Source organism: Streptomyces synnematoformans (assembly GCF_039531005.1).
GTDB classification, from domain to species: domain Bacteria; phylum Actinomycetota; class Actinomycetes; order Streptomycetales; family Streptomycetaceae; genus Streptomyces; species Streptomyces synnematoformans.
This window is the reverse complement of the sequence record NZ_BAAAPF010000058.1, coordinates 1-26,124: the sequence shown is the minus strand read 5'-3', so window position 1 is coordinate 26,124 and position 26,124 is coordinate 1. Positions and strand designations below refer to the sequence as shown.

Annotated in this window: 24 protein-coding genes and 2 pseudogenes; 8 read left to right on the top strand and 18 right to left on the bottom strand. The window is 73.6% G+C overall.

Going from position 1 to position 26,124, the window contains the following annotated elements:
* Window positions 1-111: 111 nt before the first annotated feature.
* From ABD317_RS12445 to ABD317_RS12425, 5 genes are all read right to left on the bottom strand, one after another.
* Window positions 112-780 carry a response regulator gene (locus ABD317_RS12445; RefSeq protein WP_344289846.1) on the bottom strand — a complete coding sequence of 223 codons (669 nt, stop codon included), beginning with the start codon at window positions 778-780 and terminating at the stop codon, window positions 112-114.
* A complete protein-coding gene (locus ABD317_RS12440) occupies window positions 777-2,087 on the bottom strand; it encodes a sensor histidine kinase (protein WP_344289844.1) in 1,311 nt (436 codons plus the stop codon). The genes ABD317_RS12445 and ABD317_RS12440 overlap by 4 nt, the downstream gene beginning before the upstream one ends.
* Before the next feature lie 140 nt (window positions 2,088-2,227).
* Window positions 2,228-4,510 (bottom strand): MMPL family transporter, encoded by a 2,283-nt coding sequence (locus ABD317_RS12435; RefSeq protein ID WP_344289842.1) that lies wholly within the window; start codon window positions 4,508-4,510, stop codon window positions 2,228-2,230.
* Between the two features lie 227 nt (window positions 4,511-4,737).
* Window positions 4,738-5,532 carry a helix-turn-helix domain-containing protein gene (locus ABD317_RS12430; protein ID WP_344289840.1) on the bottom strand — a complete coding sequence of 265 codons (795 nt, stop codon included), beginning with the start codon at window positions 5,530-5,532 and terminating at the stop codon, window positions 4,738-4,740.
* Window positions 5,529-6,332, bottom strand: a complete 804-nt coding sequence (locus tag ABD317_RS12425) for a peptidoglycan-binding domain-containing protein (protein ID WP_344289838.1) — start codon at window positions 6,330-6,332, stop codon at window positions 5,529-5,531. Before ABD317_RS12425 ends, ABD317_RS12430 begins: the two co-directional genes overlap by 4 nt.
* 185 nt (window positions 6,333-6,517) lie before the next feature.
* Between ABD317_RS12425 and ABD317_RS12420 the strand changes: the two genes are divergently transcribed.
* From ABD317_RS12420 to ABD317_RS12410, 3 genes are all read left to right on the top strand, one after another.
* The gene (locus ABD317_RS12420; RefSeq protein ID WP_344289837.1) at window positions 6,518-7,000 is read left to right on the top strand and encodes a peptidoglycan-binding domain-containing protein; all 483 of its coding nucleotides are present in this window, start codon (window positions 6,518-6,520) and stop codon (window positions 6,998-7,000) included.
* Window positions 7,001-7,158: 158 nt separating this feature from the next.
* Complete coding sequence (locus ABD317_RS12415) at window positions 7,159-7,644, top strand: BlaI/MecI/CopY family transcriptional regulator (protein WP_344289835.1); 486 nt, start codon at window positions 7,159-7,161, stop codon at window positions 7,642-7,644.
* Entirely contained in the window at window positions 7,641-8,540 is a 900-nt protein-coding gene (locus ABD317_RS12410) for a M56 family metallopeptidase (protein ID WP_344289833.1), read from the top strand. The genes ABD317_RS12415 and ABD317_RS12410 overlap by 4 nt, the downstream gene beginning before the upstream one ends.
* Before the next feature lie 18 nt (window positions 8,541-8,558).
* Here the strand turns inward: ABD317_RS12410 and ABD317_RS12405 are convergent, their stop codons facing one another.
* The 3 genes from ABD317_RS12405 to ABD317_RS12395 form a co-directional block, all read right to left on the bottom strand.
* Window positions 8,559-10,721 (bottom strand): MMPL family transporter, encoded by a 2,163-nt coding sequence (locus ABD317_RS12405; protein WP_344289831.1) that lies wholly within the window; start codon window positions 10,719-10,721, stop codon window positions 8,559-8,561.
* Window positions 10,722-10,887: 166 nt separating this feature from the next.
* Window positions 10,888-11,961, bottom strand: coding sequence for an ACR3 family arsenite efflux transporter (gene arsB / locus ABD317_RS12400; protein ID WP_344289850.1), 1,074 nt, complete (start codon window positions 11,959-11,961; stop codon window positions 10,888-10,890).
* Window positions 11,962-12,077: 116 nt separating this feature from the next.
* Window positions 12,078-12,392, bottom strand: coding sequence for a metalloregulator ArsR/SmtB family transcription factor (locus tag ABD317_RS12395; protein ID WP_027752715.1), 315 nt, complete (start codon window positions 12,390-12,392; stop codon window positions 12,078-12,080).
* Between the two features lie 76 nt (window positions 12,393-12,468).
* Here ABD317_RS12395 and ABD317_RS12390 point away from each other — a divergent pair, with 76 nt between their 5' ends.
* Window positions 12,469-12,882, top strand: coding sequence for an arsenate reductase ArsC (locus tag ABD317_RS12390; RefSeq protein ID WP_344289829.1), 414 nt, complete (start codon window positions 12,469-12,471; stop codon window positions 12,880-12,882).
* Between the two features lie 40 nt (window positions 12,883-12,922).
* A complete protein-coding gene (locus tag ABD317_RS12385) occupies window positions 12,923-13,966 on the top strand; it encodes a methyltransferase domain-containing protein (RefSeq protein ID WP_344289827.1) in 1,044 nt (347 codons plus the stop codon).
* A gap of 288 nt (window positions 13,967-14,254) precedes the next feature.
* Here the strand turns inward: ABD317_RS12385 and ABD317_RS12380 are convergent, their stop codons facing one another.
* From ABD317_RS12380 to ABD317_RS12360, 5 genes are all read right to left on the bottom strand, one after another.
* Window positions 14,255-14,671 (bottom strand): type II toxin-antitoxin system VapC family toxin, encoded by a 417-nt coding sequence (locus tag ABD317_RS12380; protein ID WP_344289825.1) that lies wholly within the window; start codon window positions 14,669-14,671, stop codon window positions 14,255-14,257.
* Entirely contained in the window at window positions 14,659-14,907 is a 249-nt protein-coding gene (locus ABD317_RS12375) for an AbrB/MazE/SpoVT family DNA-binding domain-containing protein (protein ID WP_344289824.1), read from the bottom strand. The genes ABD317_RS12380 and ABD317_RS12375 overlap by 13 nt, the downstream gene beginning before the upstream one ends.
* A 122-nt stretch (window positions 14,908-15,029) precedes the next feature.
* Window positions 15,030-15,584: a hypothetical protein gene (locus ABD317_RS12370; protein WP_344289822.1), complete on the bottom strand. Its 555-nt coding sequence runs from the start codon at window positions 15,582-15,584 to the stop codon at window positions 15,030-15,032.
* A 255-nt stretch (window positions 15,585-15,839) separates the two neighbouring features.
* Complete coding sequence (locus ABD317_RS12365; RefSeq protein ID WP_344289820.1) at window positions 15,840-16,559, bottom strand: potassium channel family protein; 720 nt, start codon at window positions 16,557-16,559, stop codon at window positions 15,840-15,842.
* A gap of 9 nt (window positions 16,560-16,568) precedes the next feature.
* Window positions 16,569-17,942, bottom strand: a complete 1,374-nt coding sequence (locus ABD317_RS12360; protein WP_344289818.1) for a TrkH family potassium uptake protein — start codon at window positions 17,940-17,942, stop codon at window positions 16,569-16,571.
* 154 nt (window positions 17,943-18,096) lie between these two features.
* Between ABD317_RS12360 and ABD317_RS12355 the strand changes: the two genes are divergently transcribed.
* Window positions 18,097-19,368 (top strand): APC family permease, encoded by a 1,272-nt coding sequence (locus tag ABD317_RS12355; protein WP_344289816.1) that lies wholly within the window; start codon window positions 18,097-18,099, stop codon window positions 19,366-19,368.
* Between the two features lie 77 nt (window positions 19,369-19,445).
* Here the strand turns inward: ABD317_RS12355 and ABD317_RS12350 are convergent, their stop codons facing one another.
* The 3 genes from ABD317_RS12350 to ABD317_RS12340 form a co-directional block, all read right to left on the bottom strand.
* Complete coding sequence (locus ABD317_RS12350; protein ID WP_344289815.1) at window positions 19,446-19,766, bottom strand: Rv3488 family transcriptional regulator; 321 nt, start codon at window positions 19,764-19,766, stop codon at window positions 19,446-19,448.
* 111 nt (window positions 19,767-19,877) lie between these two features.
* Entirely contained in the window at window positions 19,878-21,074 is a 1,197-nt protein-coding gene (locus ABD317_RS12345; protein WP_344289813.1) for an MFS transporter, read from the bottom strand.
* A 223-nt stretch (window positions 21,075-21,297) separates the two neighbouring features.
* Window positions 21,298-22,797, bottom strand: a complete 1,500-nt coding sequence (locus ABD317_RS12340; protein WP_344289848.1) for a SulP family inorganic anion transporter — start codon at window positions 22,795-22,797, stop codon at window positions 21,298-21,300.
* A 179-nt stretch (window positions 22,798-22,976) separates the two neighbouring features.
* Here ABD317_RS12340 and ABD317_RS12335 point away from each other — a divergent pair.
* Both ABD317_RS12335 and ABD317_RS12330 read left to right on the top strand, forming a co-directional pair.
* Window positions 22,977-24,198 (top strand): annotated as a pseudogene (locus tag ABD317_RS12335) (RNA-guided endonuclease InsQ/TnpB family protein).
* Window positions 24,199-24,502: 304 nt separating this feature from the next.
* A complete protein-coding gene (locus ABD317_RS12330; protein ID WP_027752724.1) occupies window positions 24,503-24,904 on the top strand; it encodes a MerR family transcriptional regulator in 402 nt (133 codons plus the stop codon).
* 30 nt (window positions 24,905-24,934) lie between these two features.
* Here the strand turns inward: ABD317_RS12330 and ABD317_RS12325 are convergent, their stop codons facing one another.
* Both ABD317_RS12325 and ABD317_RS12320 read right to left on the bottom strand, forming a co-directional pair.
* Window positions 24,935-25,681: a spermidine synthase gene (locus ABD317_RS12325; protein ID WP_344289811.1), complete on the bottom strand. Its 747-nt coding sequence runs from the start codon at window positions 25,679-25,681 to the stop codon at window positions 24,935-24,937.
* Window positions 25,682-25,731: 50 nt separating this feature from the next.
* A pseudogene (locus ABD317_RS12320) lies at window positions 25,732-26,124 on the bottom strand (hypothetical protein); the annotation flags it as partial.

The window sequence follows — 26,124 nt, the reverse complement described above, 5'->3', positions numbered from 1 at the left end:
AGCGCGCAAGCGCGCGTGGGCGGTACCCCCTGCGCGCGCGTGGGCGGTACCCCCACGGCGCAGGCGGGGGTTTGCGGATGGCTTCTGAGCACCGCTCCGCCGCGCGAGGCGTTACGCGGGTCGCACCAGCCCGGTGTCGAAGGCGAAGATCACCGCGTGCACCCGGTCCCGGGCCCCGATCTTCGCCAGCACCCGGCTCACGTGCGACTTGACCGTCGACTCGGCGAGCGAGAGCCGCTCGGCGATCTCGGCGTTGCTCCAGCCGGTGGCCATCGCGGTGAGGACCTCGCGTTCGCGGTCGGTCAGGGCGGCGAGCAGGCGCTCCTGTTCCGCGGTCGTCGGGCCGGCCGGGCCCGGCATGCGGTCGGCGAAGGCGTCGAGGAGCCTCCGGGTCAGCCCGGGGGCGATGACGGCGTCCCCGGCGGCCACCGCCCGTACGCCGGCGATGAACTCGTCCGGCAGGGCGTCCTTCAGGAGGAAGCCGCTGGCACCGGCGCGCAGCGCCGCGTACGCGTACTCGTCGAGGTCGAAGGTGGTCAGGACGAGGACCCGGGAGCGGCCGCCGGACTGCACGATGCGGCGGGTGGCCTCGATGCCGTCCATACCGGGCATGCGGACGTCCATCAGGACGACGTCCGGGCGGAGTTCGGCGGCCTTGCGCACCGCTTCGGCGCCGTGCGTCGCCTCGCCGACCACCGTCAGGTCGGGGTGCTGCTCCATCAGCATGCTGAAGCCGAGCCGCTGCAGGGTCTGGTCGTCGACGATGAGGACGGTGGTCATACGGGACGCTGCTCCCTTGGTGCCGAGGTGGTCGCGATCTCGAAGCGGGCCCGGACGGTCCAGCCCCCGCGGTCGTTGGGCCCCGCGGTCGCGCTCCCGCCGTAGAGGGCGGCCCGCTCGCGCATGCCGACCAGGCCGCGGGCGTCGTCGTTGGACCGCGGGGCGCGCGCCGGCCCGGTGTCCTCGACCGTGACGTGTACGGCGGTGTCGTCGGCGGTGATCGTCACCTGCACGGCCGTGTCGGCAGCCGCGTGCTTGAGCGTGTTGGTCAGGGCCTCCTGGACGACGCGGTAGACGGCGAGTTGGAGGCCGGGCGGCAGGTCGGAACGGGTGCCCTCGGTGTGCAGGGCGACGGCGGGACCCGCGGCGCGTACCCGCGCCAGCAGCGGCTCCAGATCGCCGAAGCCCGGCTGGGGGGCGAGCGGGGTGCCCTCGCCGGCGGTCCGGTCGTCGTCGCCGATGACGGCGAGCAGGCGGCGCAGTTCGGCCAGGGCGTCGCGCCCGCTGTCGGAGATGATGCGCAGGGTCTCGGCGCCGCGTTTCGGCTTCGCCTCGGTGAGTCCGGCGGCGCCGTTCGCGAGGCCGACGATGACGGCGAGGGTGTGGCCGAGGATGTCGTGCATCTCCCGGGCGACGCGCGCGCGTTCCGCGGCGGCGGCGAGCCGGGCCCGCTGGTCGCGCTCGACCTCCAGCCGGACGGCGCGCTCCTGCAGGGTCCTGATGTAGGCGTTCACGACCCGGGCCACCAGCCCCGCCGCGGCGACGGCCACCACGAGGGCCGCCTGGATGAGCGCGACCACCCAGGTCTGCAGGCCGACCTCCTGCCCGTCGCCGCGGACGGCGGTGGCCAGAGCCGTCTGCGCGGCGGCGATCGCCACGCAGACCGCGAGCGACACGGGCCGCACGGCGCGGCCCACGTTGAGCAGCGCCACCACCCGCGCGGTCTCGGACCCCGTCTCGGCGTCCCAGGCGAGCGCCCCGGCGGCCACCGCCGAGGTGACGGTGAAGATGAGGATGGGCCGCTGCTGCCGCCACAGCAGCGGGACGCAGAAGGCGGCCATCAGGGCCAGCAGCACGGGCACCCCGGGACCGGGGTCGCTGTCCGCGTTCTGCAGCGCCGGGATGCCGAACAGCGTGCAGAGCAGCGGCACTCCCCAGCGCCTGACCCACGGGTGGCCCTGGTCCGCCTCGATGATCCGGCGGAGCTGGCGCATGACCAGCGCGTCCGAGGGCCGCTCAGCCTCGCCCAGCAGCACCTCGGGCTCGACCGGGGAACCGGGCTGCGCGGCCGCGGGCGGTGTGGTCACGTCGTCTGCCCTCTCGGTGCGGGGACCGCCCGCCCGTCCCCCGGGGGGAGCGGGGCCGGCCGGCGGGGCGGTCGTCGTGGCGGTCGCCGGCCGCGGGCGGGCCGACCGTACCCCCTGCCCCGGATCGTACGTCCGGATGCTCAGCCCTTTCCGGTGGGCACGCGCTTGGGCACGCGCTCGGGCTCCGGCGCACGCCCGGGCCCCGGCGCGCCGTCGGCCTCCGGCGCGCTCTCCGGCTGCGGCGCGCTGTCGGCGGCCTCCCCCAGCCGCAGCCGCAGTTGCTCACCCTCCACGTCGACGTTCGGCAGCAGCCGGTCCAGCCGGCGGGGCAGCGACCAGGCGCGCCGGCCGAGCAGCGCCATGATCGCGGGAACGACGGTCATCCGCACCACGAAGGCGTCGAAGAAGACGGCGGCGGCCAGGCCGAGGCCCATCGACTTGATGATCGACTCGTCGCTGAAGACGAACCCGGAGAACACCGCGATCATGATGACCGCCGCGGCCGTGACCACCCGGGCACCGTGCCGGAACCCCGCGACGACCGCCGCCGCCGGCTCGGCCCCGTGCACGTACTCCTCCCGCATGCGGGTCACCAGGAAGACCTGGTAGTCCATGGCGAGTCCGAACACCACACCGATCATGAAGATCGGCAGGATGCTCACCACCGGGCCGGTCCTGTCGACGCCGAAGACGTCCGCGAGCCAGCCCCACTGGAAGACGGCGACGACGACGCCGAGGGTCGCCAGCACGCTCAGCAGGAAGCCGCCGGCGGCCTTGAGCGGGACCAGGATCGAGCGGAACACCAGCATCAGCAGGATCAGCGCCAGGCCGACGACCACGCACAGGTACGGGACCAGGGCGTCGGTCAGCTTGCCGGAGATGTCGATGTCGAGGGCGGTGGTCCCGGTGACCATCACCTCGGCGCCGGTGCCGTCCCGCAGGTCCGCGCTCCGGTCGCGGATGTCGGAGACGAGGTCGACCGTCTCCCCGCTGCTGGGCGAGGAGCCCGGGACGGCGCTGATCAGGGCCACGTCACCGCCCTGGTTGAAGGTCGCGGGGCCCACCGAGGCGACGTCGGGCAGCGCGGCGAGCAGGGCGCGCGCCTCGTCGGCGGCGGCCCGGGGGTCGTCGCTGCCGCGGGCGTCGACCACGACCGACAGCGGACCGTTGTAGCCGGGGCCGAAGCCGTCGGTGATGGTGTCGTACGCGATGCGCTCGGTGCTGCCGGGGGCGGCCGACTCGTCGCTCGGCATGCCCAGCTCCAGCGACAGGGCGGGGGTGGCGAGCAGCAGCAGACCGGCGACCGACGCGACGAGGACCCGAACCGGGTGGCGCAGCACGAACGTCGACCAGCGCACGCCCGCGGGCTCGCGCCCGCCGCGCTCGACGGCACGCATCCGGCGCGTCCTCAGCCTCCCGGTAGCGATCCGTCCGCCGGCGAAGCCGAGCATCGCGGGCAGCAGCGTCAGCGCGATCACCACGGCGACGACCACCGCGAACGCGGCGCCGAGCCCGATGTCGGTGAGCACCCTGATGCCGATGACGCTGAGCCCGGCCAGCGCGATGACCACGGTCAGCCCGGCGAACACCACCGCGGAGCCGGCCGTGCCGACCGCCCGCCCCACGGCCTCCTCAGGCGGGTGCCCGCCCTTCAGCTCCTCCCGGTAGCGGGAGACGATGAACAGGGCGTAGTCGATGGCCACCGCCAGGCCCAGCATCAGGGCGAGGGTGCTCGTGTTCGAGCTGAGGTCGATGAAAGAGCCGGCGAGGGTGATCGAGAGGATCGCCAGGCCGACCCCGAAGAGCGCGGTCAGCAGCGGCAGCCCGGCCGCGACCAGCGAGCCGAAGGTGATGACCAGGACGACGGCGGCGATCAGGATGCCGATCAGCTCGGTGGTGCTCTGGTGGGCTTCCGCGGCCACGGCCGTGCCGCCCATGCTGACGTGCAGGCCGGTCCGCTCGCCCTGGGCGGCGACGTCCTCCAGGTCCGCGCGGGCCCGGTCGCTGACGTCGGCGTCCGCGACCTCGTACGTCACCTGCGCGTAGCCGATCGTGCCGTCCTCGCTGACGGTGCCGCCGGCGTACGGGCCGGTCACCGTCTTCACCTGGTGCGCCCGCCCGAGGTCGGCGACCAGCGCCTCGACGTCGGCCTTCTGCGCACCCGACGTCAGCCGCTGCCCGTCCGGCGCCTCGAAGACCACCCGGGCCGTGGCCCCGTCGGCCGCCGCCTGCGGAAACTCCTCCGACAGAAGGTCGAGAGCCTTCTGCGACTGGGTGCCGGGGATGCTGAAGGTGTCCGTCGTCTTGCTCGTCACCCCCGCGGCGGCGATGCCGACGACGGCCAGCACGGCTGTCCACAGCATGAGGACGAGCCTCCGCCGCCGGAACGAGAACCGGCCGAGCCGGTAGAGGAACGTGGCCACGGAGAACCCCCGGAAGGCGCGCAGAAGACGGGACTCGGGCCGCGATCCGACCCGCACCCCACGCTAGGCACGCCGCACGACGGCCCTTTGGGTCCACGGTGGTGAACAGGGCGGTGACGGGTGGTACCGCGGTGCCGCCCGGCGCTCCTCCGCAAGAGGGAGGCCGGGCACCGCGGCATACGACCGGCGCACCGCGGCCGGCGGGCAGGGGCGGGTGCGCACGCGGTTCAGGGCACGCGGGCCTCGACGCACTCGCGGGGGGCCGCGGGGTTCGCGGGGTGGAAGCAGGCGCGGACCGAGCTGCCCCGCGGGGTCTCGGTCATGGCCGTGTAGACGTACGTCTCCGTGTCGTCCCGGTTCCTGACGCGCACGTCGTGGGCCGGGCCGCCCGCCGTGACCTCCAGCCGGTCGCCGATCCGCGTCCCCCAGGTCCGGGCCCAGCTCGCACCGCAGGTGGCGCTGTGCCGCAGTTCGATGCGGGCGCCGGTGGCAGTGCGGTGCGCGGTGAGGGTCTCCGGGCCGACGCCGCAGATCAGGCGCATCGGATCCCGGCCTTCGCAGGTGGCGCCCAGGCACCGCGGGGAGACGGAGTACGGGGCGGCGGCGGCCAGCGGTTCGCCGTCCGGGGCGTCCCGCGCCGACAGCACGTAGAGCGCCGCGGCCGCGCCGCCGGCGAGCACGGTGTACACCGACGCCAGGACCACCACGGACCGAAGCATGCGGCTCCGGCGGGCGCGTACCTCGGGTGGCGGTTCCGCCGCGGCCGGGGCGGACACCGCCGCGCGCCCGCTCCGCTCCGACTCGGCGATCTCCCACAGGGCCAGCAGCCGCCCGTCCGGCTCGTCCGCGACCCGGCACATCTCCCGCACGGCCTGCCGGGAGGGCAGGCTCTTGCCGCTGAGGTAACGCTCCCACGAGGACTTGCTGTACGTTGTGCGCGCCGCCAGCGCGGCCAGGCTCAGCCCCGTACGAGCCCGCAGCTCCCGCAGCGCCGAGACCAGCGGGGAGTGTTCCGCCGTCACTCGGGCGCCACCTCCCGCAGGGCCTTCCAGGTGTGCGGGCCTATCACCCCGTCCACGACAAGGCCGTGGCGTGTCTGGACCCGCTGGACGGCGCGCTGCGTCCTCGGGCCGAAGACGCCGTCGACGGCCCCCGGCCGGCTGCCCGCGCGGCGCAGCAGGCACTGCGCTTCGGCCACTTCGGGCCCGGTGTGGGTGTACGCCAGGAGGGTGTCCGTGGTCCGGCTCAGGCCCGCGTACCAGCGGCCGTCCCGCTGCTTGAGGCGGCAGGAGTAGACGACGGGCACCAGGGACTCCGACACCCTGGCCGGGCCGCCCGCCGCGGCGGAGTCGGCGCGCTCCCGGGCGAGCGCGGCGCGGGTTTCGGCGAGTTGCACGGCCAGCACCAGCACCGCGGAGACGGAGAGCACCAGGACCCCCGCTCCCGCGACGACGACGGCTCGCATCCCGCGGCCGTACGGCTGCCGCTCGGCGGGCGGGTGCGCGGCCGCCTCCGGCGGGTCCCGGGGCACGCCGGTGACGACCACCTCGCCGCGCTGCTCCCAGCGTTCGGCGGCGATCTCGTACAGGACGAGCAGCCGGGTCGGGTCCTCGCCGCCGACACGGGCCGCCGCCGCCACGGCCTCCCGGGGCGGAAACGCCATTCCGTTGAGATATCGCTGCCACGACCTCGTACTGTGGCCCGTTTTCGCGGCCAGTTGGCGCGTGCTGAGTTCGCCGCGGTCCTTCAGTCCCCGCAGCCGGACAATCAATTCGTGAACGTGCGGATGCAGTTCTGCGGGCAGCTCTCTCCAGCGCGCCATTTCTCCCCCGAACGCAGGCCAGACTCCGTGTACGCGTCCCGCCGCTGCGCCACTCCGGGGCACGTCTCTGCACGTCAGCGGGCGGGACGTACCGAGTTGCGGTCACTTGCGCGCCCACTATAGCCACGCTTCGTGAAGGACCGGCACGCTCGTCACGCAAGGAACACCGAGAGTCAGGAGAATGCATGTCCACGGGGATGGAACGCGCGGGGAAGAAGCGCCGGCCGGTCGGTCCGCTGAGGTCGGTTCTGACGGCAGGCGCCCTCACGGCCGGTCTCCTCGGCGGCGCGGTCGCCGCCGCTCCCTCGGCGGGCGCCTGGGGCTATGCCGGTGAGTGCAAGACCACCGTGAAGCTTTCCAGCACGGGCACGCAGTACGTCAAGACGCCGGCGGTCTGGTACAAGGGCGGCAAGAACATCCGCTGCTGGATGGACCGGGGCAGCACCGGGCCCGGCGTCAGGGTGCTGCAGCGAGCCCTCAAGTCCTGCTACGGACGTGCCATCGAGGTCGACGGCATCTTCGGCCTCAAGACCCACAACGCGCTCGTGTGGGCCCAGTACCGTGAGGGCATCTCCCCGGACGGCGTGTACGGCGAGCAGACCTTCAAGAACCTGAAGTTCCCGAACTTCTGGGCGTCCGGCAAGCGGAACGGCTGCCACAGGTCGTAACCGGGCGACACGGGGAGCCGGGCCGAGGCGGGGGTGCGGCCCGGCTCTTCGGCGTGCCGCGCCCGGCACCGGCGGTCGACCGGACCGGCCGGGCGCTGCTCTACGTGGGGTAGAGTCCGGCGGTGTCGCGGCCGGACGACGGCGGAGGGAGCAGGCACGTGCGGCGCTCAGGGGAGTTGGGACGCGCGGTGATGGACGTGCTGTGGGACGCCGGCCGCCCCTGTACCGCCAAGGAGGTGCTGGACGCGCTGCCCGACCGCGGGCTGGCCTACACCACCGTGATCACGGTCCTGGAGCGGCTGGCGCGCAAGGGCACCGCCCACCGCGAACGCATCGGCCGCTCCTGGCGCTACACCCCCGCGGCTACGCGCGAGTCCTACGTCAGCAGCCTCATGATGGACATCCTCGCCCAGGCCGGGGACCGCGACGCGGTCCTGACGCACTTCGCCCGGTCCGTGTCGGAGCCGGAAGCCGACGTCCTGCGCGAAGCCCTCGACCGCCCCGCCGCGCAGGAGGGCGAGGACGGCACCGGGACCGCAGCCGCCGACGCGGATACCGACGCCGACGCCGACCCCGACGCCGACACCGGTGCCGACGCCGATGCCGACGCCGATGCCGACGCCGGGGGTCGGCCTCCCCGATGAGCCACCTGCTGCACTTCGCGGTCGTGCTGGCCGCCTGCCTCGCGGCCGTCCGGCCGCTGGCCCGGGCCGGCTGGGTGGCGCGGATGCCGCGCACGGCCCTCCTCACCTGGCAGGCGCTCGGCCTGACCGTGGAACTGTCGCTGCTCGGGCTGGTGCTCGCCGCCGTGTTCGCGCCCGCCAACCGGGGCCTCGTCCCCGGCCTGCTCAACCTCGCCGGCGGCGGCGTCGCCACCGGCCCGCTCGCCCCGACCGCCCTGGCGCTCGGCGCCGCCTACCTGGCCGCCCGGGCCGGCGCGCTGGGGCTCGTCTGCCGGGACCTCGCCCGGCACCGGCGCCGGCACCGCCGCCTCCTCGGGCTCGTGGCCCGCGCGGAGGAGACACTGCCCGGCGTCGCGGTGCTGGACCACCCCCTGCCGGCCGCGTACTGCCTGCCCGGCAGGGGCGGCCGGGTCGTGCTCAGCAGCGGCGCCCTGCGCCTCCTCGCCCCGGAGCAGCGTGCCGCGGTCGTCGCGCACGAACGCGCCCACCTGCGCCAGCGCCACGACCTGGTGCTCCTTCCGCTGCTGGGCTGGCGGCGGCTGCTGCCGCACAGCGCGCTGCTACGCGAGGCCGTGGCGGCGGTCCGGCTGCTGCTGGAGATGTGCGCGGACGACGCCTGCTGCCGCCGCCTACCGCGCCGCGACCTGACCGACGCCCTCGCCCGGTTCACCTCCGCCGGCGGCACCGCCCCGCCCCCCGCCGGCGTCTTCGCCGCGGCCGACACGTCCGTCGCCGCCCGCACCGCCCGGCTGCTGGCGCCGCCGAAGGGGACCGCGGCGCCGACCCGTACGGCGGTACTCGCCGTCGCCGCGGTGGCGCTGTCGACTCCGGTGAGTCTGTTCGCCCTGCCGCTGTGATCCCCCCGGGTGCTCCGCTCAGGCCCTGGTCGGCTCGTCCGTCCGGGCAGCGGGCGCCGGCCGGGGGCCGGCGTCCGGGGCGCCTTCGGGGCGGACGGCGCCCCGGCGGGGCCAGGCGCGGTCACCGAGCAGGGTCAGCAGGGCGGGGGTGACGACGAGCACGGCGGCCGCCGCGACCAGGACGCCGGCGGCGAGGCCCAGTCCGAACTGCTTCATGATGCGGTCGGGCGAGAGCGCGAAGCTGGCGAAGACCGCGGCCATGATCAGCGCGGCGGCCAGCACCACCCGGCGCGAGGCGCGCAGCCCCTCGCCGACCGCGTCGGCCGCGGCGGCGCCGTGCAGGCGTGCCTCGCGGATGCGGGCGAGGACGAAGACCTGGTAGTCCATGCCGAGCCCGAAGAGCAGCGCCATCAGCGTCATCGGCAGGTAGCTCTCCAGCGGCCCGGTGGCGCCGGTGCCCAGCGGGCCCGCCGCCCAGCCCCACTGGAAGACGGCGACCAGCAGCCCGTACGACGCCCCCAGCGACAGCAGCGTCAGCAGCACCGCCTGCGCCGAGACGAGCGGCGAGCGGAACATCACGGCGAGCACCAGGGCGGAGAGGGCGACGACGGCCACGACGAAGACGGCCAGCCGGCCGGCCATCCGGTCGGTGAGGTCCTGGAAGGTGGCGGTCACCCCGCCGATGTGCACGCGCGCCTCGGTGCCCGCGGTCGCCTCGGGCAGCACGGTCTCGCGCAGGTCGCGTACGAGCCGGGGCGTGGCCTCGTCCTGCGCGTCGGTGCGCGGGACGACGGTGAGGACCTGGGCCCGGCCGTCGGGGCTGGTGACCGGCGGGCTGACGTGGGCGACCCCGGGGGTGCGGCGCAGCCGCCCGGCCAGGCCGGCGGTCGTCTCCGGGGGCGCGCCGCGCAGGTCGGCGACCACCGTCAGCGGTGCGGTGGAACCGGGGCCGAACGCCTCCTGCTTGAGGTCGTGCGCGCGGCGCGTGGTGTCGGCGGCGGGGGCGTTGCCGGCGTCGGCGGAGCCCAGCCGCATGGCCGCGAGCGGGGCGCAGAGGGCGAGCAGCAGCGCGGTGGCGCCGACGACCACGGCGAGGGGGCGGCGGCGTACGGCCGTCTCGTACCGTCCGTACGTCCCGCCTGCGCGGCCGTCGGTCCCGGCGCGACGGCGCTCCAGGCGCCCGCGCGGCGTCAGCCACCGGTCGGCGATGCCCAGCAGGGCCGGCACCAGGGTCAGCGCGAGGCCGAGCGTCGCGGCGACCCCGAGTATGCACGACACCGCGAGGCCGCGGACGAAGGGCACGCCCATGAAGAACATCCCGCCCAGCGAGACGATCACGGTGGTGCCGGCGAAGAGTACGGCCGCGCCCGACGTGCCGGCGGCCAGCGCGACGGCGTGGTCCGGGTCGTGGCCGTCGCGGCGGGCCCGGCGGTAGCGGGTGGCGACGAACAGCGCGTAGTCCACGGCGACGCCGAGGACGATCATCACGGCCACCGACATGCTGAAGTCCGGCACGTTCATGGCCTTGCTCAGCAGCATGACCAGCCCCATCGCGGTCAGCAGGCCGACCAGGGCGGCCAGTACGGGCAGGCCCGCCATCGCCAGCGAGCCGAAGGCGGCGAGCAGGACGACCAGCGCGGCGGCCAGCCCGACGCTCTCGCTCAGCCCGGTGCTCGGCTTCGGCGCGAACATGGTGCCGGACACCTCCACGGCAAGACCGTCGCCGGACATGCCGGTCAGCCGCTCCCTGATCTTCTCGGCCGCCTCGTCGGGGACCTCCGTGCGGCCGACGGTGAAGACGATGCGCGCGGTCGCGACGGTGCCGTCGGCGCTGACCAGCCCGCCGCGGGCGGTGTCGGTGTGGGCGACGACGTCGGCCACCACCGGATCGGCGGCGCGCGCCGCGGCGAGCACCCGCCGGGCCCGCTGCCGTACCTCCGGCGCGTCGAGGCCGGCGTCGGCGTGCAGCACGATGTCGCCGGTGCCCGCGGCCTGTGCGGGGAAGTGCCGCTCCAGCACCTCGTACGCGCGCTGGGAGTCGGTGTCGGGCAGGTCGTACTCGGAGTCGAAGTCCGTCCCGGCCATGCCGCCGACCGACGCGAGGGTCAGCGCGGCCAGCAGCCAGCCGATGACGGTGGTCCAGCGCCGGCGATGACAGGCGCGGGCGATGCGGACGAGCATGGTGTACGGGCCTTCCGGGGGCGGCAACGGCGTTGCGGGGCAGGGGAGATCGCGTTGCTCTACGTCACGTAGAACAGCGCTGCGCGGCACCGTAGCAGCACGCCGGCGCCTTGCTCTACACGGGGTAGAGCAAGGCGCCGGGGCGGGAGGGGTCAGCGGTCGCCGGTCACGGGGCCGGGTTGCGCGGTGCGGCCGCCGCCGCAGGCTCCGCGGGGGTGAACTTCCGGCGCCAGGCCAGCGAGACGTAGACCAGCGCGACGAGCACCGGGACCTCGATGAGGGGGCCGACGACGCCGGCGAGGGCCTGGCCGGAGGTGACGCCGAAGGTGGCGATGGCGACCGCGATGGCGAGTTCGAAGTTGTTGCCGGCGGCGGTGAACGCGAGGGTGGCGGTGCGGTCGTACGCCAGGCCGATCGCCTTGCCGAGGGCGAAGGTGCCGAACCACATCAGCGCGAAGTACACCAGCAGCGGCAGCGCGATACGGGCGACGTCCAGCGGCTGCGAGGTGATGGTCTCGCCCTGGAGGGCGAAGAGGAGCACGATCGTGAACAGCAGCCCGTAGAGCGCCCACGGGCCGATACGGGGCAGGAAGCGCTCCTCGTACGCCGCCCGGCCGAGCCGGCGTTCGCCGACGCGGCGGGTGAGGAAGCCGGCGAGCAGGGGGACGCCGAGGAAGATGACGACGTTGAGCGCGATCTTCCCCATCGAGATGTCGAGGTTCTCGCCGTCGCCGAGACCCAGCCAGCCGGGCAGGAGGTCGAGGTAGAACCAGCCGAGGAGGCCGAAGGCCAGCACCTGGAAGACGGAGTTGAGCGCGACCAGGACGGCGGCGGCCTCGCGGTCGCCGCAGGCCAGGTCGTTCCAGATGATGACCATGGCGATGCAGCGGGCGAGCCCGACGACGATCAGGCCGGTGCGGTACTCGGGCAGGTCGGGCAGGAAGATCCAGGCGAGGGCGAACATCACCGCCGGGCCGGCGACCCAGTTGACCACGAGGGACGAGGCCATGAGCCGCCGGTCGCCGGTGACGGCGTCGAGGCGGTCGTAGCGGACCTTGGCCAGCACCGGGTACATCATGATCAGCAGACCGAGCGCGATGGGCAGCGAGATGCCGCCGGTCTCGACCTTCGCCAGCACGTCGTCCAGCCCGGGGACCGCCCGGCCCAGGCCGAGTCCGGCGGCCATGGCCAGCAGGATCCACACGGCCAGGAAGCGGTCGAGGGTGGACAGCCGGGCCACGACGCCCGCGCCGTCGTCCCGGGACGACGCGGCGCCGGCGGGGCCGGGAGCCCCCGCGGGGTCGGGGGCACCGGCGGGGTCGGGGGCGCCGGCGGGGTCGGCGGCTCGGGCGGTGGTCACGGGCAGGCCCTCTTCCGGTCGGCGTCAGCGGTGGTGCGCGCGGTGTCGGCGAGCCGGGTGAACGCGCCGGCCAGGCCCTCGATGGCCGCCGGCCGCAGCCGGTAGTACGTGAAGCGGCCGCACGGCTCGGTCTCCACCACCCCCGCCTCGCGCAGCACCCGCAGGTGGTTGGACAGGTTCGTCTGCCGGGCGCCCGTCTCCGCCACCAGGTGCGTGGTGCACAGCGTCTCCGCGGCCAGCAGTTCGACGATCCGCAGCCGGAGGGGATCCGCCAGCGCGCGCAACACTTCAGTATCGACTGACGTCAGCATGGGCTGATATTGTCACATCAGGCGGAACTGATGCCACCCCCGGCCGCCCTCGCGAGACAAGAGAGACGAGACCGCAATGCCCGACAAGCCCTCCGTCCTGTTCGTCTGCGTCCACAACGCCGGCCGCTCCCAGATGGCCGCCGCCTGGCTCACCCACCTCGCCGGCGACCGCGTCGAGGTCCGCTCCGCGGGCTCCGCCCCCGCCGACACCGTCAACCCCGCCGTCGTGGAAGCGATGCGCGAGGTCGGCATCGACATCGCCCGCGAGGAGCCCAAGGTCCTCACCGTCGACGCCGTGCAGGCGTCCGACGTCGTCATCACCATGGGCTGCGGCGACGCCTGCCCGGTCTTCCCGGGCAAGACCTACCTCGACTGGAAGCTCGACGACCCCGCCGGACAGGGCGTCGCCGCCGTACGCCCCATCCGCGACGAGATCCGCACCCGCATCGAAGACCTCATCGCCGACATCGCCCCGGCGAAGACCGGCTGACCACACCGTTATCCGCGCTCCCGGCACTCCGAGGAGAATCATGCCGACCAGCATCGAAGAGTCCGTGAAGGACTACTACGGCAAGTTACTCCAGTCATCGGCCGACCTTCAGACCTCCGCGTGCTGTACGGCGCAGGCGCCGCCACGTCACATCGCGGACGCGCTCGGAAAAGTCCACGAAGAAGTCAAGGACCGCTTCTACGGATGCGGTTCGCCGCTCCCCTCGTCGCTGGCCGGGGCCACGGTGCTGGACCTGGGGTGCGGCAGCGGGCGCGACTGTTACGTCCTCTCCCAGCTCGTGGGGCCGCAGGGCCGCGTCATCGGGGTGGACATGACCGACGAGCAGCTGGCGGTGGCGCGCCGCCACCTGGACTTCCACGCCGACCGGTTCGGCTACGCCAACGTGGAGTTCCGCCAGGGCTATATCGAGGATCTGGCGGCGGCGGGGATCGCGGACGACTCCGTGGACCTCGTGGTGTCGAACTGCGTGCTGAACCTCTCACCGGACAAGCCGCGGGTGTTCTCCGAGATATTACGGGTGCTCGCACCCGGGGGCGAACTGTACTTCTCGGACGTTTTCGCCGACCGCCGGATCCCCGACCGGCTGCGCGAAGACCCCGTCCTGGTCGGGGAATGCCTCAGCGGCGCGCTCTACATCGAGGATTTCCGCCGCATCATGGCCCGCGCGGGCTGCGCGGACACCCGCGTCACCGCCCGGTCGACGGTGGCGCTCGGCGATCCGGAGATCGAGCGGAAGATCGGCTTCGCGAGCTTCACCTCGCTGACGGTACGGGCCTTCAAGCTGCCGCTGGAGGACCGGTGCGAGGACTACGGTCAGATCGCCGTCTACCTGGGCACGGTGCCCGGCCTGCCGCACGGCTTCAACCTGGACGACCACCACCGCTTCCCCACCGCGAAGCCGGCCCCGGTGTGCGGGAACACCGCGGAGATGCTCGGCCGGACGCGGTACGCCCCCCACTTCGAGATCACGGGCGACAGGTCGGTGCACCACGGCCCGTTCCCCTGCGGCCCCGCGGAGCGGACCGCGGACGACGCGACCGCCGCCGGCGTCTCCTGCTGCTGACCCCGCACCACGGGCGGGCGTAGCCGACGCCCCCGCAGCGGCCGGACGGCGCGTACCACGGCGCGGGCGCGCCACGGCGCGCGCCGTCCGGCACCGTCGTCGTGCCGGAGGAGGTCGCGTGCGGCGTATTCCGTCCCCGGCGGTGACCGTTCGGGTGATCAGGTCGCGTGCGACGCCCGGGCGCGGGGATCGTCCAGGGCTTGGAGAGCATCCAGGGCGCACTGCCCCTGGCGGACACGGAAGACGGTCAGGCCGGGCGGGGAGCGAGTCCAGCCGGCCGCGCCCAGGTCAGTGCTCGCCCGGGGTGACGATCTCCACGAGCGGGTCGACGCCGTGCCAGCGCTTGTCCCCGGTCAGCACCGCGAACGCGCCCGTCGCCGTGGCCGTGGCGATCACCAGCGCGTCCGGCAGCCGGAGTGCCTTCTGCTGTGCCCTGAGTGCCGCCGCCACGCGGGCAATACGCCGGTCGAGCGGGACCACGTCGGCCGCGATGTGGTCGACGGCCTTCTCCACCTCGGCCGCCGTGCTGCTGCCTCCGTGCCTGTGGGCACGTACCAGACACTCGCTCAGCACCGATGCGGGAACGGCAAGTTGGTGTCCGTCCTGCTGCTTGGAAACCACGGCCCGGCGGGCGGACGTGTGAAGTGCGTCGCCGGGGTCGAGTAGCCCGAGCAGGACGCTGGAGTCGAGGATCACGCGTCCCATGCGTCGCGCTCAGCCTCCAGGTCGGCACTGTCGGAGAGCCCGGGGAATACCGCGACGGCGTCCAGGGGGTCGTTCTCCGGCACCAAGGTCAGCCTGCCCCGGTCATCGACCTCGACGCGCAGTATGTCGCCGGGGTGGATGTGGGCGGCCCGGAGTGCGGCGACGGGGAGCGTGATCTGGTTCTTGCTGGACACCTTGGCGGTGCAGCGCCGCGTCTTCCTTACTTTCCCTGCCACAAAGTAAAGGATAACAGCTGAGGGCCGCCGACACACGGAGAACCGGCGGCGGCCGTCGCAGGGCGCCGATACCTGCGTTGTCGGCGCGGTCTGGCCCGGGCCGGGTCCCGCGGCCTCCACGTCTACACCGCGCCCTGGGCGCGAGTGAAGACGGAGGTCTCGACGGGACCTCCGATCCAATCGATCGTCAAGGTGTCGTCGCTGTACTCGAAGGACCCGGAGCGGCCCGGCGGATCGCCCCCGCACAGGAAGCCCAGCCGGATGATGGATTCGCCTTCCCGTACGCCCCACTCACCCCGGCATCTGTCGCCGTCGACGTACAGTTCGGCGTAGTAGGTACCGGATTCCTCGCCGTCGGGCTCCGCGAGGATCAGCTTGTCCCCCGGATCCGACCGGCCGCGCCAGACGCCCGGCGCGCCCTCGACGCTGGGTGCCGATGCGGACGGCGGCGGTTCGGGGACGGACGAGGGCTCCGTTTCCGCGGCGGATGGCGGGTTCCGTAACCCGGCGGCGGGTTTCCCCTCGTCTCCGTCGAGGTACAGCGTCAGCCCTACGGCGCCGCCGGCGAGGACAACGGCCCCGGCCAGGCTGCCGACGACCGTACGTCTTCGGCGCTGTCCGGATGGGGACGATCCGGACGGCGGCGGCTCCTGCGGCGGGGCAGGCGTGTGTGACATCAGCGGTTCCCTCCCGGGCACCCCCGCGGCGCCCCCGCGGCGCCCCCGCGGCGCCCGGAACTTTCTAGCACCACCGCGGCGTGCCGGTGGAGCGGTGGCATCGGGGCGCTCCGCTCGTGCAGCCGGGCGGAGTGGTTGTTCGGCTGGACATCGAGCAACTGGCCGGGCAGCGCGTGCTCCAGCCACCGCGCGGCGAACAGTGCGTGGGGGCGCTGACCTCGCCGGGCTCGCGGACCGGTGCCGGTCTCGGGCGGGTCAGCTCATCGCGGCGAACCTCTCCACGTTCTGCGTGCGTCCGGTGATGATGATGACATCGCCCCTCTCCACCACCGTCTCGGCGGTGGCGTACGTGAAGTCCTGCCCCGGCCGCTTGATGCCGACGACCGTGACGCCGTACGCGCTGCGCACCCGGCTCTCGCCCAGCGGGACTCCGGTGGCCGCCTGCGGGGTCACCGTCTTGGCCAGCGCGTAGTCGTCGTCGAACTGGATGAAGTCCAGCAGGCGCCCGGTCACCAGGTGGGCGACGCGCTCGCCCATCTCGTGCTCCGGCAGCACCACGTGGTGGGCGCCGATGCGTTCGAGGATCTGCGCGTGCTGCCGGCTGATGGCCTTGGCCCAGATGTTGGGCACCTGGAACTCCAGGAGGTTGGAGGTGACCAGGATGGACGCCTCGATCCCGGTGCCGATGCCGACGACCACGTGCGTGAACTCGTGGATGCCGAGCTGCCGCGCGGGCTGCGGGTCGGTGCAGTCGGCCACCACCGCGTGGGTGAGCTGGTCGCTGAAGTGCTGGATGCGCCGCGGGTCGGTGTCGACGCCCAGGACGTCCCAGCCGCGGCGCATCAGCTCGTTGGCCAGGGAGCCGCCGAAGCGGCCCAGGCCGATCACCGCGATGCGGTCGTCGGAGGGCAGGGCGTACTGGGCGGCGAGGCGCTTGCCGCGGCGGCGGCGCAGGTTGTGCAGGTAGGTGCTCATGGCAGTCCGTCATCCGATGATGGGGCGTTCTTCGGGCAGTTGGTAGCGGCGGGTGCGCTCGCGCAGGGCCAGCGCCGAGACGAGGGTGATCGGCCCGATCCGGCCGATGAACATGAGCAGGATGAGGACCACCTGCCCGGCCCCGGGCACGTCCGCGGTGATCCCGGTGGACAGTCCGACGGTGCCGAAGGCCGAGACCACCTCGAACAGCACCCGTTCGAACGTGGCGTCCATCATCGTCAGCAGCGTGATGGTCGCCGTTATCACCAGGCCGATGCCCAGCAGCGCCACCGTCAGCGCCTGCCGCAGCACGCTGGGCGCTATCCGGCGGCCCATCGCCTCCGCGGCCGGCTCGCCGCGCACCTCGGCGAGGATGGCGACGCCGAGCACGGCGAAGGTGGTCACCTTGATGCCGCCGGCGGTGCCCGCGCTGCCGCCGCCGATGAACATCAGCACGCACGTCACCAGCAGGGTGGAGGACTGCAGCGCGCCGGTGTCGATGGCGTTGAAGCCGGCGGTGCGCGACATGGCGGAGTGGAAGAAGCCCTGCAGGAGCTTTTCCCCGGCGCCGTACGGGCCGAGGGTGCCCCGGTGCGACCATTCGAGTGCAAACGTCAGCACGGTGCCGGCGGTCAGGAGCGCCGCCGAGGTGAGCAGGGTGAGTTTCGTGTGCAGCGACCAGTTGCGCCGCCCGGTGCGGCGCCGGCGCTCGCGGTGGCGCAGCAGCTCCAGCAGCACCGGGAAGCCCAGGCCGCCGAGGATCACGGCGGTGGCGACGGGCAGGAGGATGAAGGGGTCGTCGGCGTAGCCGCTGAGGCTGTCGGTGTGCAGCGCGAAGCCGGCGTTGTTGAAGGCGGAGACCGCGTGGAAGACGCCCGAGTAGACGGACTCGCCTATGCCGCGGTCGTAGCCGAAGCGCAGCCGCAGGGCCAGCACCGTGGCGACGGACAGCTCCACGGCGAGCGTGGTGCCGGCGACGCCGAGCAGCACCCGGCGTACGTCCCCCATGCCCAGCGACTTCGTCTCCGCCTGCGCGGTGAGCTGCATCCGCAGCCGCAGCCGCCCGGAGACCAGCAACGCCAGCAACGAGGCCAGCGTCATGATCCCGAAGCCGCCGACCTGGATCAGCGCCAGGACCACGCCCTCGCCGAAGGCGCTCCAGTGCGTGCCGGTGTCCACGACCACCAGGCCCGTGACACACACCGCGGAGGTGGCGGTGAACAGCGACGTGAGCAGGCCGCTGCCGGTACGGTCCGCGGCCGCCCCGGGCAGCGAGAGCAGCAGCGCGCCGAGCAGGATCACGGACCCGAACGCCACCGCGACCAGCCGGGCCGGGTGCGCGGTCAGCACCGTACGCCCGAACAGGCCCAGGCGCCTCAGCACCTCCCCGCCACCCTCTCGCTCCTCTCCACGCTGGGAACACCGCCGCGGGATCCCGTCCTCGCGCACCTTAACCCGGGCGTTCGATTGCCGCCTGATATCGTGACCCGATATCGGACGGCGTGGGGAAGGCCCCCGCGCTGTCGAGGGAGGGCCGATGAGCAGGACCCCGACCCCCGCCGCGGTCCCCGACGAGCTGCGGCGCCGCCTGGGCGTCTTCGACTCCGTGGTGATCGGCCTGGGGGCGATGGTCGGCGCGGGCATCTTCGCCTCGCTCGCCCCCGCCGCGCACGCGGCGGGTTCCGGGCTGCTGCTCGGGCTCGCCGCGGCGGCGGTCGTCGCGTACTGCAACGCCACATCCTCGGCCCGGCTGGCCGCCCGCTATCCCGCGTCGGGCGGCACCTACGTCTACGGCCGCGAGCGGCTGGGCGAGTTCTGGGGCTATCTCGCGGGGTGGGCCTTCGTGGTCGGCAAGACCGCCTCCTGCGCGGCCATGGCGCTCACGGTCGGCGCGTACGCCTGGCCGGAGCACCAGCACGCCGTGGCGGTGGCCGCCGTCGTCGCGCTGACCGCGGTCAACTACGCGGGCGTGCAGAAGTCCGCGTGGCTGACGCGCGCGATCGTGGCGGTGGTGCTGGCCGTGCTCGCCGCTGCGGCGGTGACCCTCCTGACCTCGTCGGACGCGGACACAGCCCGGCTGGACGTCGGCGCCGACGCGTCCTTCGGCGGCGTGCTGCAGGCGGCGGGGCTGCTGTTCTTCGCCTTCGCCGGGTACGCGCGCATCGCCACGCTGGGCGAGGAGGTGCGCGACCCGGCCCGTACGATTCCGCGGGCGATCCCGACCGCGCTCGGCATCACCCTCGTCGTCTACGCCGCGGTGGCCGTCGCCGTCCTGGCCGTGCTGGGCCCGCAGCGGCTCGGCGACGCCTCGGCGCCGCTGTCGGACGCGGTACGGGCCGCCGGCGCCGACCGGCTGTCGCCGGTGGTGCGGACCGGCGCCGCGGTGGCCGCGCTCGGCTCGCTGCTGGCGTTGATCCTCGGCGTCTCCCGTACGACGCTGGCCATGGCCCGCGACCGGCACCTGCCGCCCGCGCTGGCCGCCGTCCACCCCCGCTTCCGGGTGCCGCACCGGGCCGAGCTGGCGGTGGGCGCGGTGGTGGCGGTGCTCGCGGCGACCCTGGACGTACGCGGGGCGATCGGCTTCTCGTCCTTCGGCGTGCTGGTCTACTACGCCGTCGCGAACGCCTCGGCCTGGTCGCTGACGGCGGCCGAGGGCCGGCCCGCACGGCCGGTCCCGGTCGTCGGCCTGGCCGGCTGCCTGGCCCTGGCGTTCGCCCTGCCGGTCGCCTCGGTGGTCTCCGGGGCGGCGGTGCTGGCCGCCGGTGCCGCTCTGTACGCGGTCCGGCGCCGGGCGTCGGCCCGGGGGTGAGGCCGGCCCGGGGGTGGGGCCGGGCCGGGGGTGAGGCCGGGCCGGCGCGGCCCGGGGTGCGGGGACCGGCCGCCCGTTCAGGCGGTGCCGTCGCCGGGGTCGTCGCCGCCGAGGACCTCGCGGGCCAGCTCCGCAAGCGCCCGGCGGTCCTCGGCCAGCGCCTGCCGGCCCGCCTCCGTGGCCCGGTACACCCGCCGGGCGCGGCCGTCGACCACCCGCTGCTCGGAGACCAGCAGCCCGTCCGCCTCCAGGCGGTGGAGTGTCGGGTAGAGGGTGCCGGGGCTGATCCGGTAGCCGTGGGAGGCCAGCTCCTGGGTCATCCACGCGCCGTGGATCTCCTCCTCGGCCGCGTGGTGGAGGATGTGCAGCCGCACCGCCCCCCGCTGGAACTCCCGCATCCCGCCACCTCCGCCCGCCCACGGGGTTACGAAGCCGATATCGGACGTCGAGTCTACGCCGCCGACGGCACCGCCGGGTCCGGCGGCCCGGTCCGGGGACCGGGCCCGGGATCAGGGCCCGGAGCCCTCCGGCTCCCCCGCCGCCGTGCGGTCCGGCGTGCGGGCCACGGCGACGGCGAGCACCGCCGCGAGGGGGATCGCGGCGAGGGTGAGCAGCGTGACGGGGTAGCTGCCGGTGAGGTCGTGGCCGAGGGAGACGGCGACAGGGCCGAAGGCGCTGGCGCCGACGGTGATGGTGTGCGCGCTGCCGCGGATGGCGCCGAGGTGGGCGGTGCCGAAGTAGCGGGGGTAGGTGGCGGCCTCGACCGCGCGGAGCAGGCCGTTGGCGGCGCCGAGCAGGGCCCCGTACCCCAGCGCGCTCCAGCCGGGCGCGACGAGGCGGGCGGTCACGGTGGCGGCGGCCAGCACGGCCATGGAGGCGACGAGGACGGCCTTCGGGGACATGCGGTCGATGACGGCGCCGGTGGCGAGGGTGGCGATGAGCGCGGCGGCGGTCTGGGGTACGAAGTTCGCGGCGGCCTCGGTGGCGGTCAGGCCGCGGTCGCCGAGGAGGGCGACCTGGTGGAAGTTCAGCCCGGTGGTGATCATGCTGGAGGTGGCCAGGCAGGCGGCGACCGCCCAGAACATCCCGGTGCGCAGGGCCTTCTTCAGCGGCCAGCCGGTCAGCGGGGCGTCGGCCGGGGCGCCGTCCTCGGGGACGTCGCCGTCGACGTGCTGGCCGACGTCGGCCGGCCGGTTGCGCATGCCGAGCACGGCGATCGGGATGACCAGCGCCCAGACGACGAGCCCTTCGATCGCCCACGCCTGGCGCCAGCCGACGCCGGCGATGAGCCGCTCGACGAACAGCGGGGCCAGGGAGATGCCGGCGGTGCCCACCGCGCTGGTGATGCCGAGGGCCAGGCCGCGGCGGCGGTCGAACCAGTACGCGACGGTGGTGGTCGCGACCAGGGTGAGCGCCCCCTGCCCGGCCATCCGGATGCCGACGAAGCCGGCGGTCAGCCCGACGACGCCGGTGACGAAGGACAGCGCGATCAGGATGGCGCCGAACACGGCGCCGACCGCGGCCATCACCCACCGGGGCCCGTAGCGGTCGACGGCCTTGCCGACGGCGGGCATGGCGCAGGCGCCGACGAGGGTGCCGGTCAGGTACGCGGTGGAGATCGTCGTCCGGCTGACGCCCAGGTCGGCGATGAGCGGGTCGATGAACAGCGAGACGCCGTGGGTCTGGCCCGGCGCGCTGAGCGCCATCGCCAGCGCGCTGAAGCCGACGATGCGCCAGCCGTAGAAGCCGCGCCCGCCGGGCGGCGGCTGCCCCTTCCGCAGGGGGTGCCGGAGGGAGCGTACGGAGCGCGTGGCGTCGGCGGGCGGTTTCAGGGCGTGCTCCCTGCGGTCGCGGTCGGTGGGGGCGGTGCGGGCGGGCCTTTCATGGTCACCCGTACCGCCCTCGCGTTGAAGACGGCCTCCGGTCTCCTCAGTGGCTGGTGAGTTCGCCGGCGAGGCGGCCGTGGATGTCGGCGCTGGGCTTGTTGAGGCCGACGATGGTGACGGTCTTGCCGCGCTGGGCGTACTTGGTCTCCACCGCGTCGAGGGCGGCGACGGAGGAGGCGTCCCAGATGTGCGCGTCGGTGAGGTCGATGACGACGTCGTCGGGGTCGCCGGCGTAGTCGAACTGGTACACCAGATCGTTGGAGGAGGCGAAGAACAGCTCGCCGGTGACCGCGTAGACGACGTGCCCGCCGTCGGGGTCGACGACGCCGGAGACGTTGACAAGGTGGGCGACGCGGCGGGCGAAGACCACCATGGCGGCCAGCGAGCCGGCCACCACGCCGACGGCCAGGTTGTGGGTGGCTACCACGCACACCACGGTGACGGCCATGACCAGCGTCTCGCCCAGCGGCATCCGCTTCAGGGTTTTCGGCTGGATGGAGTGCCAGTCGAAGGTGGCGACGGAGACCAGGATCATCACCGCGACCAGGGCGGCCATCGGGATGTCGGAGACGACCGGGCCGAAGACGATGCACATCACCATGAGGAAGACCCCGGCGAGAAAGGTCGAGGCCCGGGTGCGGGCGCCGGAGGTCTTCACGTTGATCATCGTCTGGCCGATCATGGCGCAGCCGCCCATGCCGCCGAAGAACCCGGTGACGACGTTGGCGACGCCCTGGCCGACGGACTCGCGGGTCTTGCCCGAGTGGGTGTCGGTGATGTCGTCGACGAGCTTGGCGGTCATCAGCGACTCCATCAGCCCGACCAGCGCGAAGGCGAAGGCGTACGGGGCGATGGTGGTCAGCGTCCCGAACGTGAACGGCACGTCCGGGACCCCGGGCACGGGCAGCGCGGACGGCAGCTCGCCCTTGTCGCCGACGGTCGGCACGGCGATGCCGGCGGCGACCGTGAGGACGGTGAGGACGACGATCGACACCAGCGGCGCCGGCACCGCCTTCGTCACCTTCGGGAACAGCACCAGCAGCGCCAGGCCGGCGACGACGAGCGGGTAGACCGGCCACGGCACGTCGCGCAGCTCGGGCACCTGGGCCAGGAAGATCAGGATGGCCAGCGCGTTGACGAAGCCGACCATCACGCTGCGCGGCACGAAGCGCATCAGCCGGGCCACGCCCAGCGCGCCCAGCGCGATCTGCATCAGGCCGCCGAGGATGACGGCGGCGATGAGGTAGCCGAGGCCGTGCTCATGGTTCAGCGGGGCGATCACCAGCGCCATCGCACCGGTGGCGGCGGAGATCATCGCCTTCCGGCCGCCGACGACGGAGATCACCACGGCCATCGTGAACGAGGCGAACAGCCCGACGCTGGGGTCGACCCCGGCGATGATCGAGAACGAGATCGCCTCGGGTATCAGCGCCAGGGCGACGACGAGACCGGCGAGCACCTCGGTGCGGAAGACCTTCGGCGAGGCAAGGAAGTCGGGGCGGGACAGACGCGGCCGGACAGCCGCGGGCAGCAGTGAAGTCATCATCAGGCTTCCTTCGTGGATACGCCCGGCTTCAGCCGGGTGAGGAGAACGAAGCTCCTGCGAAGCAGGGCAACAGGCTGGGATTCGCTGCCAGGGCGGATCACATCCGCGGGGTGGTGAGCACGCCCGCCAAGATCAGTTTTTCTCAGCTGTCAGTCATCCCGGATAGGTTGGCGTGTATGACGACCGCGGCGCAGAGGGCAGGTGACGGGCACGTCCGCGTCACCTACCGGCTGCGTCTGTCGTCTGCTGCACGGGCCGCGCTCGAAGCCGAGTGGGACCGATGCCGCTGGGTGTGGAATGAGTGTGTTGCCAAGTCCAGGGCCGTCCACCTGTCCAATCGGGTGACTGGCGAGAAGCAGACGTGTGGCCCGGTGCAGCTCGCGGCGATGCTCACCGGGGCCCGCGCCCGCACCCCGTGGCTTCGCGAGGGCGCATGCGTTCCTCAGCAGCAGTTGATCCGCGGCTTCGGTAAGTCCCGCGCCAAGGCGCTCAAGGACATCAAGGCCGGGCTGCCGATGCGGCAGCGGGCCGGGATGCCCCGGTGGAAGAAGAAGCGCGAAGCACTGCCGACCCTCGAATACACCAAGCGGGGTTTCCGCCTGAAAGACGGCCGCCTGCACCTCGCGGGCGGCATCGTGGTGACGGTGGTGTGCTCGCGTGAGCTGCCCAAACCGCCGTCCTCGGTGCGCGTGTACCAAGACAGCCTCGGACACTGGTATGGCAGCTTCGTCGTGGCCGCCAGCGCCGAGGCTCTGCCGGCCACCGGCCGCGTGCTCGGTATCGACTGGGGTGTCAAGGAGACCGCGACCACCACCAGCGACGACCATGACCTTCCCCACGCTGAGCACGGGAAGAAGACTGCGCAGCGCCTCGCGCACTATCAGCGGATGATGGCCCGACGTCGCGCCCCGAAGGGGAAGCCGCAGTCGAACGGCTACCGCAAGGCACAGAGGCAGGCCGCGAAGCTGCACAAGAAGGTGGCCCGGCAACGCCGGGACGCTGCCCGCAAGTGGGCAAAGCGCGTGGTCCGCGACCACGACGCTGTGGCGGTCGAGGACTTCAAGCCGAAGTTCCTGGCGAGGACCACCATGGCCCGGAAGGCCGCCGACGCCGCGATCGGCGCGACCAAGGCCGCGCTGGTCGAGATGGCCCGTAAGCATGGCCGTGCCGTGCACCTTGTCCACCCCGCGCACACCACCATGGACTGCGCGCACTGCGATGCGAGAGCCAAGCATCGTCTGCCTCTCTCCGAGAGAACGTACACGTGCACCGCATGCGGAACTGTCTCGTCCCGGGACAAGAACTCCGCCCGCGTGATGCTCGTCCGGGCTGGACTGCAACCCGGCTAGTGCAGATCGTGTAAGACCTGCACCCCCGCCGGGGAGCCAGGCGACGTGAGCTAGGGATCCCCTGCTTCAGCTCGGGGAGGCGTCAAGCAACCGTTTCTCATCAGCCCCGCTGCCGGTCGGGCATCATTGCCCGGAAGTCTGCGGACGCTGCGCTCGGCACCCCCGTTGCGGGGTCGGCGGCGTTACGGTGACTTCCTCGTCAGGACTCTACCCTGACGTGAGGGAAGAGAGCGAACCGCAGGCTGTGAATCTCAGGTAAACCCCCGGCAAGATCCTGTGATCCTGCTCACCGGGAGCAGATTCGCATAATTCAAGGAAGGCGGACACGCAGACATGGACGGGAGCACGCGGCGATGACCAACGGGCGGATGCAGATCGGCGAGGTGGCCGAGCGCACGGGACTGTCGCTGCGCACGATCCGCCATTACGAGGAGGTCGGCCTCGTCGTCCCGTCCGCCCGCAGCAAGGGCGGCTTCCGCCTCTACACCGACGCCGACGTGGACCGGCTGAAGGTGATCCGGCGGATGAAGCCGCTGGACTTCTCCCTGGAGGAGATGCGCGACCTGCTGCAGGTCACCGACCGGCTCGGGGCCGTCGACGACCCGCCGACGAGCGAGGAGCGGGCCCGGCTCACCGAGCGGCTCGACTCGTACCGCAAGGTCGCCGACGCCCGCTGCGAGACGCTGCGTGCGCGGCTGGAGATGGCCGAGGACTTCGCCGCCACGCTGCGGCGGAAGCTCGGCGAGGACGCCTGACCTGGTCTTCGGGCGAGCAGGGGAGCGCGGCTACGCCGGCTCCCGGGCCTCCTGGGGCGGGGGTGCGGTACGCGCCACGTAGACGGTGTTGGCGGCCGTGCCGCCGCGCACCGGGTTGTCGAAAGTGACGACGTGGGCGGCGGATTCGGGGAAGACCTCGGCGAGCACGGCGGCGAAGTCCGCGCTGGGCGGGTCGTCGGACCACAGCGCGAAGACGCCGCCGGGGTGGAGCCGGCGGGCGAGCCGGCGAAGCCCCGCGGGGGTGTAGAACGGCGCGTGGCCCGGGTGCAGCACGTGGTCCGGCGCGTGGTCGATGTCCAGCAGGACGGCGTGGAAGCGGCGGTCCGGCGTGCCGGGGTCGAATCCGGGTCCGTCGCCCGCCAGGGCGAAGAAGTCCCCCCGGACCAGTCGGCAGCGGTCGTCCGCGGTCAGTTCCGCGCCGAGCGGCGCGAGGTGCCGCCGGTGCCAGTCGATCACTTCGCCGAGGGCCTCGACGACGACGAGCGAGCGGACGCGCTCGTCGCGCAGCACCGCCCGGGCGGTGTACCCGAGGCCGAGCCCGCCGACGACCACGTCGAGCCCGTCGCCGGGCAGCTGCTCAAGACCGAGTTCGGCGAGGGCGACCTCGCCGGCGGTGAAGAGGCTGGACATCAGGAACTCGTCGTCGAGCTTGACCTCGTAGACGTCGGCCTCCGCGGCGGGGTCCCGGCGGCGGCGGAGGGTGAGGGCGCCGATCGGCGTGGTCCGGTGGTCGATCTCTTCGAAACGTGCGCTCATGCGGCTCTCTCTCGACGGCCCGGGGGAGGCCCGGTCCGTGGTTGCGCCCGTTACCGGCCCTCGCGCAGGCCGGCGGCGGGGTCGGTGGTCAGCCAGCCGCGGGCGCCCCAGAAGTCGACGGCGCGGCGGAGGGTGTCGATCGCCCGCCGGCCCGCGGGGCCGTCGCGGTCCTCCCAGCGGCTGTCGAACCACGTGCTCAGCTTCTGCGCGGCGTCCGGGCCGTCGAGGGCGTCGAGGCGGTGGTACGAGCCGAGGTGGGTGCCGAGCAGGAGCAGGGCGGTGTGGTCGACGTCGCCGGAGGCGTCGGCGAGGAAGGCGGCGACGGCCTGCCGCACCGTGGGCACGGCGGCGGGCTTGGCGGCGGGCGTGGACGTGCCGCGGCCACGCGGCGCGCGGTCCGCCGCGGGGCCCTTGGCCCCGGCGGTGCCGGTGCGGCCCTCGGG